Origin of the sequence: Actinoplanes hulinensis, from assembly GCF_019429605.1 — a bacterium.
Taxonomy (GTDB): domain Bacteria; phylum Actinomycetota; class Actinomycetes; order Mycobacteriales; family Micromonosporaceae; genus Actinoplanes; species Actinoplanes campanulatus.
This window is the reverse complement of the sequence record NZ_JAHXZI010000004.1, coordinates 112,879-128,812: the sequence shown is the minus strand read 5'-3', so window position 1 is coordinate 128,812 and position 15,934 is coordinate 112,879. Positions and strand designations below refer to the sequence as shown.

12 protein-coding genes are annotated in these 15,934 nt (G+C 71.8%); 5 read left to right on the top strand and 7 right to left on the bottom strand.

What is annotated here, in order from left to right; genetic code table 11:
- The first annotated feature begins 84 nt into the window (after nucleotides 1-84).
- The gene (locus KZ829_RS09055; RefSeq protein ID WP_220143405.1) at nucleotides 85-1,287 is read left to right on the top strand and encodes a DUF1444 domain-containing protein; all 1,203 of its coding nucleotides are present in this window, start codon (nucleotides 85-87) and stop codon (nucleotides 1,285-1,287) included.
- An 89-nt stretch (nucleotides 1,288-1,376) separates the two neighbouring features.
- Nucleotides 1,377-3,641, top strand: coding sequence for an FdhF/YdeP family oxidoreductase (locus tag KZ829_RS09050; protein WP_220143404.1), 2,265 nt, complete (start codon nucleotides 1,377-1,379; stop codon nucleotides 3,639-3,641).
- On the opposite strand, the gene KZ829_RS09045 is transcribed toward KZ829_RS09050, so the two are convergent.
- On the bottom strand, nucleotides 3,638-4,600 hold the full coding sequence (locus tag KZ829_RS09045; RefSeq protein ID WP_220143403.1) for a glycosyltransferase family 2 protein: 963 nt from the start codon (nucleotides 4,598-4,600) through the stop codon (nucleotides 3,638-3,640). The genes KZ829_RS09050 and KZ829_RS09045 overlap by 4 nt on opposite strands.
- Nucleotides 4,601-5,084: 484 nt before the next feature.
- Here KZ829_RS09045 and KZ829_RS09040 point away from each other — a divergent pair, with 484 nt between their 5' ends.
- Nucleotides 5,085-5,471, top strand: coding sequence for a nucleoside/nucleotide kinase family protein (locus tag KZ829_RS09040; protein ID WP_246635322.1), 387 nt, complete (start codon nucleotides 5,085-5,087; stop codon nucleotides 5,469-5,471).
- A 20-nt stretch (nucleotides 5,472-5,491) separates the two neighbouring features.
- Here KZ829_RS09040 and KZ829_RS09035 read toward each other — a convergent pair whose 3' ends face one another.
- The 5 genes from KZ829_RS09035 to KZ829_RS09015 all read right to left on the bottom strand — a co-directional run bounded on the left by KZ829_RS09035 (nucleotide 5,492) and on the right by KZ829_RS09015 (nucleotide 11,860).
- Nucleotides 5,492-6,859 carry a glycosyltransferase family 39 protein gene (locus KZ829_RS09035; protein ID WP_220143401.1) on the bottom strand — a complete coding sequence of 456 codons (1,368 nt, stop codon included), beginning with the start codon at nucleotides 6,857-6,859 and terminating at the stop codon, nucleotides 5,492-5,494.
- Nucleotides 6,860-6,922: 63 nt separating this feature from the next.
- Nucleotides 6,923-7,846 (bottom strand): 1-phosphofructokinase family hexose kinase, encoded by a 924-nt coding sequence (locus tag KZ829_RS09030; protein ID WP_246635321.1) that lies wholly within the window; start codon nucleotides 7,844-7,846, stop codon nucleotides 6,923-6,925.
- Between the two features lie 126 nt (nucleotides 7,847-7,972).
- On the bottom strand, nucleotides 7,973-9,142 hold the full coding sequence (locus tag KZ829_RS09025) for a S8 family peptidase (protein WP_220143400.1): 1,170 nt from the start codon (nucleotides 9,140-9,142) through the stop codon (nucleotides 7,973-7,975).
- 138 nt (nucleotides 9,143-9,280) lie between these two features.
- Complete coding sequence (locus KZ829_RS09020; RefSeq protein WP_246635320.1) at nucleotides 9,281-10,444, bottom strand: GAF domain-containing sensor histidine kinase; 1,164 nt, start codon at nucleotides 10,442-10,444, stop codon at nucleotides 9,281-9,283.
- A 144-nt stretch (nucleotides 10,445-10,588) separates the two neighbouring features.
- Nucleotides 10,589-11,860 (bottom strand): pyridoxal phosphate-dependent aminotransferase, encoded by a 1,272-nt coding sequence (locus KZ829_RS09015; protein ID WP_220143398.1) that lies wholly within the window; start codon nucleotides 11,858-11,860, stop codon nucleotides 10,589-10,591.
- A 164-nt stretch (nucleotides 11,861-12,024) separates the two neighbouring features.
- On the opposite strand from KZ829_RS09015, the gene KZ829_RS09010 reads away from it, so the two are divergent.
- The gene (locus KZ829_RS09010; RefSeq protein ID WP_220143397.1) at nucleotides 12,025-12,471 is read left to right on the top strand and encodes a cupin domain-containing protein; all 447 of its coding nucleotides are present in this window, start codon (nucleotides 12,025-12,027) and stop codon (nucleotides 12,469-12,471) included.
- A 43-nt stretch (nucleotides 12,472-12,514) separates the two neighbouring features.
- Nucleotides 12,515-13,327, top strand: coding sequence for a siderophore-interacting protein (locus tag KZ829_RS09005; protein ID WP_220143396.1), 813 nt, complete (start codon nucleotides 12,515-12,517; stop codon nucleotides 13,325-13,327).
- On the opposite strand, the gene KZ829_RS09000 is transcribed toward KZ829_RS09005, so the two are convergent.
- Complete coding sequence (locus KZ829_RS09000) at nucleotides 13,324-15,828, bottom strand: PAS domain-containing sensor histidine kinase (protein WP_220143395.1); 2,505 nt, start codon at nucleotides 15,826-15,828, stop codon at nucleotides 13,324-13,326. The genes KZ829_RS09005 and KZ829_RS09000 overlap by 4 nt on opposite strands.
- Nucleotides 15,829-15,934: the final 106 nt, after the last annotated feature.

The window sequence follows — 15,934 nt, the reverse complement described above, 5'->3', positions numbered from 1 at the left end:
GAAGTCAACTTAGTTTACTTCGGCTCGCCCGGCGAGGCCCGGCCAGGAGCGGACCGATCTGGCGAAACACGCTACGGTCCACCAATGGGACTGCTGGACAGGTTCGCCGGTTCGCCGCGGCGCCGTTTCGCCCAGCTCGCTCTCCGGGTGGCCCGGCGTACCCCCGGCGTGGAGCGTGCGGTCTACCAGCCGGACGACTTCGCCATCGCGATCCACCGGACCGGTGCGGCCGGTCCGGCCCACCTCTACCTCTCCAACGTCTTCCGGGAGACCGCGGACGCCTCCCCGGCGGAACGCCGCCAGCAGCTCGAGCGCCTCATCCGGCTGATCGCGCCGCTTCCGGAGGAGGATTGGGACGCGGTACGCGCGAAGCTGCGCCCGGTGCTGCGCCCGGTGACGTTCGGCGCGGCCGGGCCGACCGGGATGCGCCCGCCGCTGTCCCGCCCGGCCATGCCGCACCTGCGCGAGCTCGTCGTGATCGACACCCCGGAGGCGATGGCGTACGTGTCGCCGGACCGCCTGGAGACGTGGGGCGTACCGGTCGACGAGGTGTTCGCGGTGGCCCGGGAGAACCTGGCCGTCCTCGCCCGCGGCGCCCTGGACCGGCCGTGGCGCGACGACACGGCGATCAGCATCCTCGACGACGGCGACGGCTATTTCACCTCGCTGCTGCTGTCGCCGGGCTGGCTGTCCGAGGTGGGGGAGCGGATGGGCGGCCCGGCCCTGGCGTTCGTGCCGGACAGCAACACCCTGCTGGTCACCCCGCTGCCGGACACCGGCGCGGAGCAGATCTACGCCGCCGTCGAGCACTCCTTCGGCGAGGCGGTCCGCTACCTGTCCCCGGTCGGCTACGTGGCCGGGCCGGACGGGCGGTCGGTGCCGTACGCTCCGCCGCCCGGGCACCCGCACCACCGGCCGGCCCGCCGCGCCGACGCGGTGCTGGCGCTGACCGAGTACTCGAACCAGACCGAATGGCTCGCCGACCAGTACGAGAAGGCCGGCGTCGACGTGCACGTGGGCAGCCTGATCGCGGTCGAGCCGTCCGGCGACGGCCCGGTCGAGACCATCGCCACCTGGACCGACGGCGTCTGCACGCTGCTGCCCCGCGCCGACTCGGTGGCGTTCGCCCGGGCCGGCGACGGCATCGACTTCCGGGTGCCGTGGCGGATCGCCGAACAGGAGGCCGGCCTGTGCCCGGAGCCGCTGCTCGCCCCGGCCCGCTACCGGGTCGAGACGTGGCCGTCCGCCGACGTGCTGGACGGGATGCGCCGGCATGCTCTCGACTGAGCATGCTGAGGTTGCCGATCCCGCACGGCGAGGCGCACGGTGGTCGAGGGAGACTGCACCCGCAAGGTGTGCCGCGACGGGAGGGTCCGATGACAGCCTTCGACGAGGAAGAGGCCCGTCTTCGGGTGGGGCCACCGGCCGATCACGCGGCCGGTCTCCAGGCGGTCCGGCTGAGCCTCGCCGACGCCGTACGCAAGATGGGTGTGCGCAAGGCGGTGCGCAACCTGCGCACCCTGAATCAGCACGACGGCGTCGACTGCATGAGCTGCGCCTGGCCGGACCCGCAGGGCCGCCGGCACACCGCCGAGTTCTGTGAGAACGGGGCGAAGGCGGTCTCCTGGGAGGGCCAGCGGGACACCGTCGGGCCGGAGTTCTTCGCCGCGCACGGACTCGCCGACCTGGCCGGGCGGACCGATCACTGGCTGGAGAAGCAGGGCCGGCTCACCCACCCGATGGTGCGCCGCGACGGCGGCACCCACTACGAGCCGATCTCCTGGGACGACGCGTTCACCCTGATCGGCTCGTTCCTGAAAGACCTGGACAGCCCGGACGAGGCGGCCTTCTACACCTCCGGGCGGGCCAGCAACGAGGCGGCGTTCGTCTACCAGCTGCTGGCCCGGGCGCTCGGCACCAACAACCTGCCGGACTGCTCCAACATGTGCCACGAGTCGACCGGCACCGCGCTGATGCGCACCATCGGCATGGGCAAGGGCTCGGTCACCCTGGAGGACCTGCACCAGGCCGACCTGATCGTGGTCTCCGGGCAGAACCCGGGCACCAACCACCCGCGCATGCTCACCGCGCTGGAGATCGCCAAACGGGACGGCGCGAAGATCCTGGCGATCAACCCGCTGCCGGAGGCCGGGCTGATCCGCTTCGACAATCCGCAGAACGTGCGTGGCCTGGTCGGCGCCGGCACCCCGCTGGCCGACCGGCTGCTGCGGATCCGCTCCAACGGCGACCTGGCGCTCTGGCAGGCCATCGGCCACCTGCTGGTTCTGAAGGGCGTCGCCGACCGGGAGTTCATCGCGTCGTCCACGGTCGGGTTCGACGCCTGGGCCGAGCACGTCGCCGGCATCGACCGGGACACCGTGCTCGCCGCGACCGGGCTGAGCTGGGACGAGATCGAGGCCGCCGCCGACATGCTGGCCTCCGCGAAACGGATCGTGCACTGCTGGGCGATGGGCATCACCCAGCACCGCAACGCCGTCGCCACGATCAAGGAGTTCGTCAACGTCGCGCTGCTCCAGGGCATGATCGGCAAGCCGGGGGCCGGGCTCTGCCCGGTGCGCGGCCACTCCAACGTGCAGGGCGACCGGAGCATGGGCATCTGGGAGAAGCCACCCGCGGTGTTCCTGGACCGGCTGCGCGACGAGTTCGGCTTCGAGCCGCCGCGCGCACACGGCCACGACGCCGTCGACACGGTGCGCGCCTTCCGGGACGGCCGGGCGAAGGTGTTCATCGCCCTGGGCGGCAACTTCGTCGGCGCCATGTCGGACACCGAGGTGACCGCGGCCGCGATGCGCGACGCGGCGCTGACCGTGCAGATCTCCACGAAACTCAACCGCAGCCACGTCGAGGCCGGGCGGACCGCGCTGATCCTGCCGACGCTCGGGCGTACCGAGCAGGACCTGACCGGCGGCCGGGTGCAGCGGGTCACCGTGGAGGACTCGATGTCGGCGGTGCACGCGTCCCGGGGCCGGTCCGCGCCGGTGGGGCCGCTGTTGCGCTCCGAGGTGGACATCGTCTGCGGCATCGCGGCCGCCGCCCTCGGCGACCGGCACGACATCCCGTGGGCCGCGTTCGCCGCCGACTACGAACAGATCCGGGAGCGGATCGGGCGGGTGGTGCCGGGCTGCGACGACTACGCCGCGAAGATCCGCGACGGCGGGTTCACCATGCCGCACCCGCCGCGGGACTCACGGACCTTCCCGACAGCCGAGGGGAAGGCGGTCTTCACGGTCAGCCCGGTCGAGGTGATGACCGTGCCGGAGGGCCGGCTCGTGCTCCAGACGCTGCGCAGCCACGACCAGTTCAACACCACGATCTACGGGCTGGACGACCGGTACCGGGGGATCCGCCGGGGCCGCCGGGTGGTGTTCATCAGCGACGCCGACCTCACCGAGCTCGGGTTCGCCGACGGTGACGTGGTGGACCTGGTCTCCGAGTGGGCCGACGGCGTCGAGCGGCGGGCCGAGCGGTTCCGGCTGGTCGCCTACGACACCCCCAAGGGCTGTGTGGCCGCCTACTACCCGGAGACCAACCCCCTGGTCCCGCTCGACTCGCAGGCCGAGGAGAGCGGGACGCCCACGTCGAAATGGGTGCAGGTCCGTCTGGAACGGATCCGGACCTAGACGTTGTCGGTGGTGGCCGGGGCGCTCTCGAAGATCCCGGCCAGGGTCTCCACCCCGCCACCCCAGGCGGCCGCGAGGACGGCGGCGACCACGGCCATCGCCTGGAGCGCGTGCGCGGCCCCGCGGCCGGTCATCGCCCGCGTCAGGTTGCGGCCCACGGCGCGCGGCAGCGTACGCCGCAGGTAGTCCTTCTCCGCGCCGAGCTCCTGGTCCTTCGGCATCAGGCCGGCCATCTGCACCTTGCCGCGGCCCTCGGCGTAGCAGCGCCGGATCAGGAACCCGAACGTCGACCGGTCGGCCGGCACCTCGTGGTCGATGGTGGCGTGCGGCACGTACATCCACCGGCCGCCGGCCGCCGCGCTCATCCGCAGGCACAGCTCGGTGTCCTCGGGCCGGTTCTGGTCGCCCAGCTTGCCGAACCCGGTACGGAAGCCGCCGACCGCCAGGAACGCGTCCCGTCGCACGATCATGTTCGCGGACCAGACGTTGCGGATCGGCGCGGTCGTCGTCGGCATCCCGGTGTAGGAGACCCCGACCGCCCAGAGCAGCTCGTCCGGCATCCACGCCGGGCGCGGTCCGGCCCAGGCCGGGATGATGCCGCCGCCGGTGCCGACCACCGACTGGTCGGCGAACGGCGTCAACTGGTACGCCAGCCACTCGGGGCTGGCCACGGTGTCGTCGTCGAGGAACGCGATGAACGGCGTACGGGTGTGGAAGGCCCCGGTGTTGCGGTTGCCGGACGCGCCCCGCGCGTACGCGTTCTCCAGCACGGTCACCCCGGAGAACGTGAGCTTCACCCGGTTCGCCATCTCCGGGTTGTGGTCGACGACCACCACGATCTCGGCCGCCGGGTGCGTCTGCGTCTGGGCGGAGGTGATCGTACGGGTGAGCGACGCCCACCGTTTCTCACTGTGTGTCGGGATGACGATGCTGACATCGGAACTGCTGTTGTGCTCCAAGCCGTTTGCTCCTGGGCGACGGCGCATGACGCGGTGGGGGGCGCGATTTGCGTTACGGGTGCGGACAAGGGGAAAGGGGATCCGGGGGCGGAGACGGGACCTCGGAATGCAGCATCCTACGCGTAAAAGGCGAATCAATTACGCGTTGGTGACGAGGGTGGTCGAGGTGATGTCCGGCACCCCGCAGGGGCGGTGGCCAGAGCTTTCCCGAGAATCCTGTGGTGAGCCTGTGGATTCGGGAAACCCTTGTCGACGGCGATGTGAGCCCCGTCGCTCCCCGGCGGGACGGGCTCCGAGCGAAATAGGATGATCGCCCATGGTGGTGGCGGAAACGGGTGCGGCTGAACGCATAGTCGCGTGGGCGGAGGCCCGGCGCCCGCCGATCGGGGACCGAAGGGTCCTCGCGCTGGAAGGCCGTTCCGGATCAGGCAAGACCACCCTCGCGGCGGCCCTCGCCGACCGAACGGGGGCGCCGACCATCCACATGGATGATCTCTACACCGGGTGGGACGGGCTCCGCCCCGGCGTCACGGCCCTGCGCGAGTGGATCCTCGAACCGCTCGCCGCCGGAGAGCCGGCCGCGTGGCGGCGCTGGGACTGGGCCGCCGGCGCCTACGCGGAGGAACACCGGGTGCCGCCGGGCGGGTGGCTGATCGTCGAAGGGGTCGGCACGGGGGCGCGGGTGCTCACCCCGTACCTCATCGGTCTGGTCTGGCTGGAGTGCCCCACCGCGGAGCGCAAGCGGCGCGCGCTCGCCCGGGACGGCGCCACCTATGCCCCGCACTGGGACCGGTGGGCGGCGCAGGAGGCCGCCTTCCACACGGCCGAGCAGGTCCGCGACCGAGCGGACCTGCTCATCGAGACGTGCTGACTCACTCCGCCATGGGCGTGTCACCGGCGTTCCATCAGGGTGATGCCGAGCAGCGGGTAACTCCATCGCCGGGTGATCCGGTAGGCGTCGCTGATCCGGTCGCGTTTGGCGGCCGTCATGTCCTGTAACGGATCGGCCGGGCTGTCCACCCGGATCACCCAGATCCGGTCGGGGGCGCCGAGGCAGGCGGCGTCCGGGCACTCCCGGGCCTGGAGTCGTCCGGTCAGCCGCTGGCCGGTGGTGGCGAGCACGTCCGGGGGGCGTGGGGCGGGCAGATAGCGCTGGTAGAGGTCGCGGGGCGCCCAGCCGATGCTGTAGTGAGAATCGGGGAAGACGGCCACGTCGCCGGGGCGGTAGAGGGGGCGGATCACCGCGGCGATGCGGGCCGAGTCCTGACCGTGGCCGGCCGGTTCGCGGATGTCGAGCTGGGCCGGGTAGCCGAGGAACGCGGCCAGCGCCACGACGGCGGCCAGACGCGCTCGGGAGAGGTTCCACGCGGCGAGCACCACCAGGGCGGGGACGGTGATCAGCACGTACCGGGCCACCCACACCGGGGTGAACAGTCCGGCGGCGAGGAGGATCGCGATCGGGACGAGACCGGCGCCGGCCAGGGCGCGCTGAGACCAGGGGCCCAGGATCGCGAGACCCAGGATCAGCCCGCCGACCACGGCGGACACGAAGAGTTGCGGTGGCAGGTTCCGTACGGTCTGCGTGCCGACCAGGGCGATCCACGAGATCTGCGCGGACTGTCCGGCCGCGGTCAGGCAGAGTGCCAGCGCGGGCAGGCCACCGGCGGCCGCGGCCGGCAGCCACAGCCGTGGCAGACGCCATCCGGCCAGGGCGTGCCCGGCGATCATGAGCAGGCCGCTGAGCGGATGGCACAGGCCGGTCGCCGCGACGGCCGCCGCGTAGAGCGCGGCCCGCCCGGCCGTCGGCCGCTCCAGCAGGCGGATCAGCGCCAGCAGGGCGAGCGCCGCGCCGAGCATGGCGAGCGCGTAGGGGCGGGCCTCCTGCGCGTACCGGGAGGTCGCCGGCAGGACCGCGAAGAGCAGCCCGGCGCCGAGCCCGGCCGCGTCCCCGCCGGCCCGGCGGCCGAGCGCCACCACCACCAGGGTGGTCAGGATCATGGCGAGCAGCGAGGGGATGCGCAGGGCCGTCGTACTGGTTCCGGCAATCGCGGCAAAGGCCTTCAAACCCGCATAGTACGGCGTGAGCACCACGTCCACCGCCTCGGCGAGCCGCCACAGCCGCTCCCAGCTCAGCCGGACCGCTCCCCAGGTGGCCAGCTCGTCCGCCCAGAGCGCCGCCACGGTCAGCCGCCAGCCGCCGAGCACCGCCGTGACCACCGCCGGAAGGGCCCACACCAGCGGGGTCGTCACGCGTTTCACCGGACGACCCTAGGAGCGGCCACCCGGCGGCACGACGGTCGCCGCTCGAACAGTCCGTGAACGTCAGGTGGGCGCCGGGGTGAGGTCGACCCGCCGGGCCAGTTCGGCGATCGCCTCGCGACGGCCGGTGCCGAGGCCGTGCCGGGTGACGTTGAGCGCCCCGGCCGCCGCCCCGGTGCGCACCGCCTCGCGCAGGGTCCCGCCGCGGGCCATCACGGTGGCCACCCCGGCGGTCATCGAGTCGCCGGCCCCGCGATGGTCCACCACCTGGAGTGGCGGCAGGTCGACGAGCAGCGGCTCGTCGTCGAGCAGGGCGATCCCGGGCCGGTCGGCGCGGCTGATCAGCACCGACCCCGCGCCCTGTCTCCGCAGTTCCCGGGCGGCCTCCACGAGCGCCTCGTCGCTGTCGCCGGCGGCCCGCCCGCCGTCGATAAGCTCCTCGTGGCTCACCTTCAGGAAGTCGACACCGCCGTCCAGCACCGCGGTCAGGTGGTCGCCGGACAGGTCGGCGATCACCGTGCCGCCGTGCGTGCCCAGGTCGGCGGCGAGCCGCCGGTACACCTCCGGTGGCACCACCTCGGGGGCGGCCGGACCGCTGAGCAGACTGACGTCGGCGAGCAGCCCGGCGGCCAGGGCGGTGCTGTACAGCTCGTCGAGGTCGTGCCGGCCGAGCGGGGCGCCGGCGTAGTCGGCCACGGTGTCCCGGGAGCCGTCCCGCCGGTCGTGCACGTACCAGCCGCTGCCCCCGTCGCGGCGCACCGTCCGTACCTCGATGTTCTCGTGGCGCATGAGCGCCGAGACGACCTCGCCGATCTCCCCGCCGACCGCCGCGCAGAGGGTGACGTCGGCGCCCAGTCCGGCACACATCCGGGCCTGCCAGACACCCTGCCCGCCGGGGTGCACGTGCAGTTCCGGATGCCGGCCGGAGGGCTGCTCGACGGTGACGGTGAGCTGGGGGACCGGTGCGAAGACCATGATGGTGGGCATCCGGGTCGCGTACCCGGGGGCTGTGCCGGTCAACCCTTGACGGCGCCGGAAGCCGGGCACCGCCAGGGGAGATGGCCGGGGGATCGCGAACGGCGGGGGACGGGCGTCCCCCGCCGTTCGACGGCCTTACTGGACGACGAAGAGCAGGCGGTTCGGGGAGCTGGTGCCGGGGCTGGTGACCACGCTCGGGGTGGCGTTGGTGGTCAGCGCCGACGAGACCTGGGCCGGGGTGTAGCTCGGGTTGCGGGACAGCACGAGAGCCGCCGCGCCGGCCACGTGCGGCGACGCCATCGAGGTGCCGCTGATCGTGTTGGTGGCCGTGGTGCTGGTGTACCAGGACGAGATGATCGACGAGCCGGGCGCGAAGATGTCCAGGCAGCTGCCGTAGTTCGAGTAGCTGGCCCGGGCGTCGGTGCTGGTGGTGGCGCCGACCGTGATGGCGGTGGGTACGCGGGCCGGCGAGTAGTTGCAGGCGTTCGCGTTCGAGTTGCCGGCCGCGACGGCGTAGGTGATGCCGGCCGCGATGGAGTTGCGCACCGCCGTGTCGATGGAGGTGCTGGCGCCGCCGCCGAGGCTCATGTTGGCGACCGCCGGCTTGACCGCGTTGCTGGTCACCCAGTTGACGCCGGCGATGACCCCGGCCGTGGTTCCGGAGCCGGAGCAGTTGAGCACCCGTACGCCGACCAGCCTGACCGCCTTGGCCACGCCGTACGTGCTGCCGCCGACCGTGCCGGCGACGTGGGTGCCGTGGCCGTTGCAGTCGACCGCGCCGCTGCCGACGGCGTCGTAGCCGGCCGTGGCCCGCCCGCCGAACTGGCTGTGGGTGTAGAGGATGCCGGTGTCGATGATGTAGGCGGTCACGTTGGAGGCGGTGACCGGGTAGGTGTACGTGGTGCTCAGTGGCCGGGCCCGCTGGTCGATGCGGTCCAGGCCCCAGGGCGCGTTGTTCTGGGTGGCGGCCAGCGAGACCACCTGGTTCTGCTCGACGTAGGCCACCTTCGAGTTCGCCGCCAGCCGCTTGGCCTGGGCCTCGGTGAGGCCGGCCTCGTAGCCGTTGAGCGCCTTGCCGAAGCTGCGCCGCACGGTGCCGCCGTACGACTTCGTCAGGCCGGACTCCACCGCGCCGGACTTGAGCACCACGATGTAGCTGCCGGGGATCGCGTCGGCGGTTCCGGCCAGCCGGATGGTGCCGGTCGCCGGTGCGGCCGCGGCCGGGGTTCCCGTTGCCACGACCGCCGTCGCCAGTGCGAACAGGCCGGCTGCCAGGATGCGGCCGCCACTGCGTCGAATCGCCATGATCTTCCTCTCTCGCGCGCGCCGGCGGCGAGCAACCGAGGGATCGATGCCCATCGCTCGACTTCTTCGGTGAGCGTACGGGCGTCAGGCGTTCACACCTAGATATTGAAATGTATATATCTTGTTGCCGTGGTGTCCTCAGCCGGCGGCGGGCAGCATGATCCGGGCGACCGTGCCGGACGGCGTGCCGGTGACGGTCAGCGTGCCGCGATGCGACTCGACGATGTCGCGGGCGATCGTCAGACCCAGACCCACCCCGGGTACGGCCTGATCGCGGGCGTGGCGGCCGCGATAGAAGCGGTCGAAGACGTACGGCAGCTCATGCTCCGGGATGCCGACTCCGGCGTCGGCGATCTCGACGTACGGCTGCGGCGTGGCGCCGGTCCGGACCGTGATCGGCCGGTCCGCCGGGGTGAACAGCAGCGCGTTGCGCAGCACCTGCGTGATCGCGTCGGCCAGCCGCGGCAGGTCCGCCCGGACCGGTACGGCCGCGCCGGTGTGCAACCGCGGTGGCTCGGGGCGCAGCGCGATCAGAGGCCGGCAGGACTGGAACGCGCCCTGCACCACGGTGTCCAGCTCGACCCGGCCGACCGGCGGCGGCAGCGGCGCCTCCCCCGGCCGGGTGCCGGCCAGCAGGTGGTCGACCATGCGCACCAGGCGCTCGCCGTTGCGGTGGATCGGTTCGATCAGCCTGCGGTAGGCGGCCAGCTCCTCCTGGTCGCCGAGGATCTCCAGATAGCCCTGGATGGCGGTGACCGGCGTACGCAGCTCGTGGCTGATCGCCGAGACCAGGTCGTCCTCGCGCCGCACGGCCCGGGACAGTTCGTCGCCCAGATCCGCCATCCGCATCCGGTCCCGGATCGAGGTCAGGTGGACCGCCGCCTGCCCGGCGAGGGTGACCAGGTTCTCCACCTGGCGGTCGTGGATCACGCGCGGCCTGTCGTCGATGACGCACATGACGCCGAGCGTGTGCCCGTCCGCGTCGATGATCGGCGCGCCCGCGTAGAAGCGGATGTTCGGCGCCCCGGTCACGGTCGGAACGGACGCGAAGCGGGGGTCGAGGGTGGCGTTCGGCACGACCAGCGGGGCGCGGGCCGGGATCACGTGCTTGCAGAACGACCGGTCCAGCGAGGTCTGCTCGTCGTCCAGGCCGACGCTGCCGGCGAACCACTGCCGGTCCCGGTCGACCAGTGTGACGGCGGCCATCGGAGTGTCGAACATCGATGCGGCCAGCCGGGTGAGATCGTCCAGCACGGCGGGGCGGGGCCGGTCCAGTACGCCGTACGAGTGCAGCGCGGTCAACCTGGCCTTTTCGTCCTCAACGGGGGATTCGTGGCGCACGCCTGTCATTCGGCGGTGGGCCGACGCAGTTGAGCTTTCGGGGCGTCCGCGCCGCCGTGCTCACCACGACAGTGATCACGGCGACCGTGACGTCCGTTCCGGGACTCAGCCGACGGCGGCCCGGCGTGCCGTGTACTCGCCGCCGCCGCCGCGGTGGCTCGGGTACGGGATCAGGTTGTCCGGCTGCTCCTCGTACGCCGGCTCGGCCCAGCGGCGGCCGGCGCTCTCCAGCGGGTCGCTGTCGTAGGCGGACCGGCTGTGGAAGCGCTGCGCGTACTCCATCATGCCGTCGACCAGGCGGTCCACGTCGGCGGCCGGGCGCACTACGAGGCGCATGAACTGGCTGGTCATGCCGAGCTTGTTGCCGCACTCGCGGGTCATGATGCCGTGGTTGGCGACCAGGTAGTCGCGCAGTGCCACGCCGGACCACTCGTTCGGCAGCTTGACCAGGAAGAAGTTGCCCTGCGAGGGGAACACCGTCATGCCCTGGATGCGCTGGAGCTCGCGGCCCATCGAGCGGCGGTCCCGGCTGAGCAGGCGCAGACTCTCCTCGTACTCCATCTCGTGTTCCTGGATCATGTGGACGACCTTCTCCGCGAGGGAGTTGAGGTTCCACTTCGGCAGCATCTTCGCGATCTTCCCGGAGATCGCCGGGTTGGCCAGCATGTAGCCGAAGCGGATGCCGTGCAGGCCGAAGTTCTTGCCGAGGCTCTTGAGCACCACCGCGTTGGGGCGGATCACCGCGTCCGGGCCGACCGAGGGGAAGCGCTCGGCGTCGGAGAAGTCGATGAACGACTCGTCGACCACGACCAGGTCCAGGTCGCTGAGCGCGTCCATGAAGCGGATCACGTCGCGCCGCGGGATGTAGTGGCCGTCCGGGTTGTTCACGTTGCAGATCACCGCGACCCGCGACTTGCGCTCCCGGATGAACTCGACGTACTCCTCCAGGTCGAGGCGGAAGCCGTCGCGCTCCTGGAGCGGGAACATGTCCACCCGCTTGCCGGTCTCCATCGGCTGGTCGGTCCACCGGCCGAAGGTGGGGATCGGGATAGCCACGCTCTCCTTGATCATCAGGTGGTCGATCCAGGTGATCAGCTCGGTCGAGCCGTTCGCCATGGCCACCGTCTGCGGGTGCAGGCCGAGCACGCTGGCCAGCTTCTTGGTGATGGTGGCCGAGTCGCTCGGGTAGTACTTGAGGATGCTCTTCAGGTCCCGGGTGAGCTCGTCGAACATCTCCGGTGTGGGGAAGTAGGGATTGCACGGGATGCAGAAGTCGACGATCTCCACGCCCTCGCCGGCGGCCCGGGAGACGTCGAAGAACGACGCGCTGTGTGAGCCCTTGTGCAGCATCGACGTATCGATTCCGGTCCGTGCCACAGTAGTCCTCCCGAACCCCTCGGTGATGCTGCCGCCACCGAGTACGGGGGAGTCGCCCGGATCGTTCACAAAATCATCGATGCTCCCCGAGGCTTAAGGCACAGGAAAGAATCGGCCCCCGCCACCGATGATCAACTTGCTCGTTCTCCCTCCAGGTGGCTGTCGTGACAGGGGTGGTGGAGATGCGCGGTTTGATCAGGGTCGGCCTGGGCGGTGTCGTCGTGGTCGGGGCGGTGATGACCGCGAGCCCGGCGTACGCCACACCCGGGCACGGGGTGACCGTCAAGGTGATCGGGCAGTGGACCGTGAAGGACACCGACTACGTGCTGCGCGAGATCACCATCCGGCCCGGCGGCGCCACCGGCTGGCACCGGCACCCCGGCCTGGTCTTCGCGAACGTGCGCGCCGGCACCCTCACCCACCGGATGTCCGACTGCGTCACGGTGCACCGGTACCGGGCCGGGGAGGACCTCATGGAGGCCCCGGAGGAGCCGCGTGCCCACCTGGGTGAGAACCGGGGCGGCGAGCCGCTGATCCTGGACGTCGTCTACGTCTCCCCGAAGGGCGTCCCGCTCTCCGTCGACGCACCGGACCCCGGCTGCGCGCGATAGTCCCTGGACCGCGCGGAGATTCTTAGGTTAGGTTTGCCTAACTATGGCGAACTTCAAGCTCCGCAAGCCGGTCGACCCCCATGTCCTGCTGCTCGAGGTGACCAAGAGCGAGCGGATCTCGCCGAACGTGGTCCGCGTGACGCTCGGCGGCGACGGCCTCGACCGGTTCACCCCGCTCGGCTTCGACCAGTGGTTCCGGCTCTTCCTGCCCCGCCCCGGACAGGACACGCTCAAGCTGCCCACCCGCACCTCCGGGCTGTGGTACGCGCAGTACCTGGCCACCGCCAAGCCGAAGCGGCCGTTCGTGCGCAACTACACGGTCCGGGCGTACCGGCCGGACGGGCTCGACATCGACTTCGTGGTGCACGCCGACGAGCACGGCCACAGCGGGCCGGCCAACGCCTTCGCCCTCTCCGCCGATCCGGGAGCCCAGGTCGGCCTGCTCGACCAGGGCGTCGGCTACCACCCGCGCCAGGACCACGACTGGACGCTGCTGGTGGCCGACGAGACCGGCCTGCCGGCGATGGCCGGCGTCCTGTCGTCCCTGCCGGAGGACGCGAAGGGCGTGGCGATCGTCGAGCTGCCGTCGATGGCGGACCGGCAGGAGTTCCGGGTGCCGCCCGGGATCGCGCTGCACTGGGTGGCCCGGGAGGGCTCCGGCGACGTCCCGGGACGGCAGGCGCTTGCGACCCTGCGTACGGCGACCCTGCCGTCCGGGCCGGTCTACGCCTACCTGGTCGGTGAGTCCGCGCTGGTCACCGGCGGCCGGCGGCATCTCGTCACGGACCGTGGCATCCCGAAGGGGAGTGTCGACTTCATCGGCTACTGGCGACAGGGCCACGCGGCCGGCTCCTAGCGGGGCAGCGTCACGGTGAACCGGGTGCCGCCCGCCGGCCCCGGTTCGGCGGCGATCGTGCCGCCGTGCGCCTCCACGATCGCCTTGGTGACCGCCAGGCCCAGCCCGGTGCCCTTGATCTTGTGGTCGATCGCCGTGCTGGCCCGGAAGAAGCGGGTGAACAGCTTCGGGTACTGCTCGGGCGGGATCCCGATGCCGGTGTCGGTGACCGTCACCGTCACGGTGTCGGCGTCTTCCCGGGCGGCGACGGTGACCGTGCCGCCCGGCGGCGTGTATTTGATCGCGTTGGACAGCAGGTTGTCCAGCACCTGCCGGAGCCGGGCGGCGTCCCCGGCCACCATCAGCAGGCTGTCGACCTCGGTGACCAGGTCCACCGGCGCATTGAGCCGGTGCTCCTCGACGGCCTGGCGCAGCAGCCGGTCCAGGCGCAGCGGCCGCGGGTCCAGCATGGTCGGCCCGCTCTCGAACCGGGCCAGGTCCAGCAGGTCCTCGACCAGGCGCATCAGGCGGGCGCTGGTCCGCTCGATGGAGGCCAGCTCGGTGCGGCCGGCGAACTCCGGCTCGTCCAGCAGCGAGTCGGTCTGGGCCGCGATGATCGCGATCGGGTTGCGCATCTCGTGGCTGACCACGGCGACCAGTTCGTCCTTCATCCGGTCCAGCTCGCGCAGCCGGCGGACCTGCTCCTGCTCCTTTGCCAGCAGCAGCTCGCGCTGGTCGGCCAGCTCCCGCCGTTCGGTGACGTTGGTGCTGATCCCGTCGACGTACAGGTGGCCGTCCTCGTGCCGGGCGACGCCGCGGGTCCACACCCAGCGCGTCCGGCCGTCGTACCCGATGATCCGGCATTCGAACTCGGCCGGCTCGCCGGTGCCGATCCGCTCGTGGTAGGCGAGGAACACCTCCCTGTCGTCGGGGTGCATCCGTTCGGCCAGGGTGTCGGCCATGTCGGCGTCGGTGGGCAGGGCGCCGCCGAAGACGCCGGTGGCCCCCGGGCTGGAGTAGACCGACCGGACCGAGCCGTCCGGCATCATCTCGACCGTCCAGAAGCAGTCGTTGACCTGCTCGATCACCCGGTTGAAATCGCGCCGCGCGGCGGCCAGGGCGAGGGTCAGGTCCTCGGCGCGGCGACGTTCCACGAACCGGCCGATCTGGGCCGCGACGTCGCGCAGCATGGCCAGGACGTCGTCGTCGCGGGCGCCGTCGGTGTCGGTGAAGAACGCCAGGACGCCGGCCACCCGGGCGCCGCTGTGCACCGGCATGCCGATCGTGGCCCGCAACCCCAGCCGGTACGCGAGCGGCAGCCGCTTCACCTCGGTGAGCTCGTTGAGCAGGTCGCAGCTCCAGATGTCGGACCCGGTCGCCCACACCGCCCCGGGCAGTCCCTGCCCGATGCCGAACGCCAGCGGGGTGTCCCCGGTGAACTCGGCCAGATCGACCCCGGGCCGGACCCACGAGCTGACCCGGGCGATGTGGTTCCGCTCCTCGTCGACCTCCCAGTACTCGGCGCAGGACCAGTCCAGTTCGGCGGCGATCGCGGCGGCGGCGGCGATCGAGGCGTCCCGGGCCGAGGTGGCCTCGGACAGTGCGCGGGCCACCGCGTACCGGCAGCGTTGCAGCACTTCGGCCCGGTGGGCGTCGGTGACGTCGTGCATCGCCACCACCGCCCCGAGCCGGTGACCGTCGGCGGAGTCGATCGGCCGGGCGTTGGTGAGGAACCAGTGCGGCGGCCGGCCCGGGGCCAGGACCACCATCTCCTCGTGCGAGACGATCTCGCCAGTGAAGGCGCGGGCCAGCGGCACCTCCTCCGGCTCCATCGGGGTACGGCCGTCGGCCCGGAACAGGTGATAGGTGCTCGCCCACGACCCCGGGCCGATCGGCTCGTGCCCGAGCCCGTGGATCTCGCACATCGCGGAGTTGAACTGGGCCAGCGTGCCGTCGCTGTCACAGGCCGCCACCCCGGTGTCCAGGCTGTTCAGCAGCGCCTGGAGATAGGCGCGCTCCCGCTTGAGTTCGAGCCGCGCGGTGGTCCGGGCGGTGATGTCGTGCAGGAAGGCGTGGTGGACCGGCTCGCCCCGTTCGTACTGCGTCTGGAGGGTCATCTCGACCGGGAACTCGCGGCCGGACCGGTCGACGACGGTGAACTCCAGGCGCCGCCCGGCGAACGGGGAGGTCCGGGACCGGCGGGCCCGCTGCAGGCCCAGCTCGTGGGCCTCCCGCAGCGATGGCAGGATCATCAGCTCGGTGGCCGGGTGGCCCACCGCCTCGGCCGCGGTCCAGCCGAAGAGCCGCTCGGCGGCCGGATTCCAGGCGATGATCACGCCGTCCGCGCTCATCGACACGAAGGCGTCGTGCGCGTTGTCCAGGACGGCCCGCAGGCGGGCCACGGCGCGCAGGGCCTCGTCCCGTTCGGCGCGGAGGGAGGCCGTCTCCCGGGCGTACGGGGTGGCAAGCACCGGGCCGTCGGTCCGGCCCGGCGCGGCGACCGGCTTGTTGTCACGCCCCATCACAGAAACCGATCGGCAACCCGGCGCGACCACTGAGAGAGATGGGGATCAGACGTGGCGGCGGTCCTGACCGGGAACGGTCACACCACTCCCACCGCGTGACAGA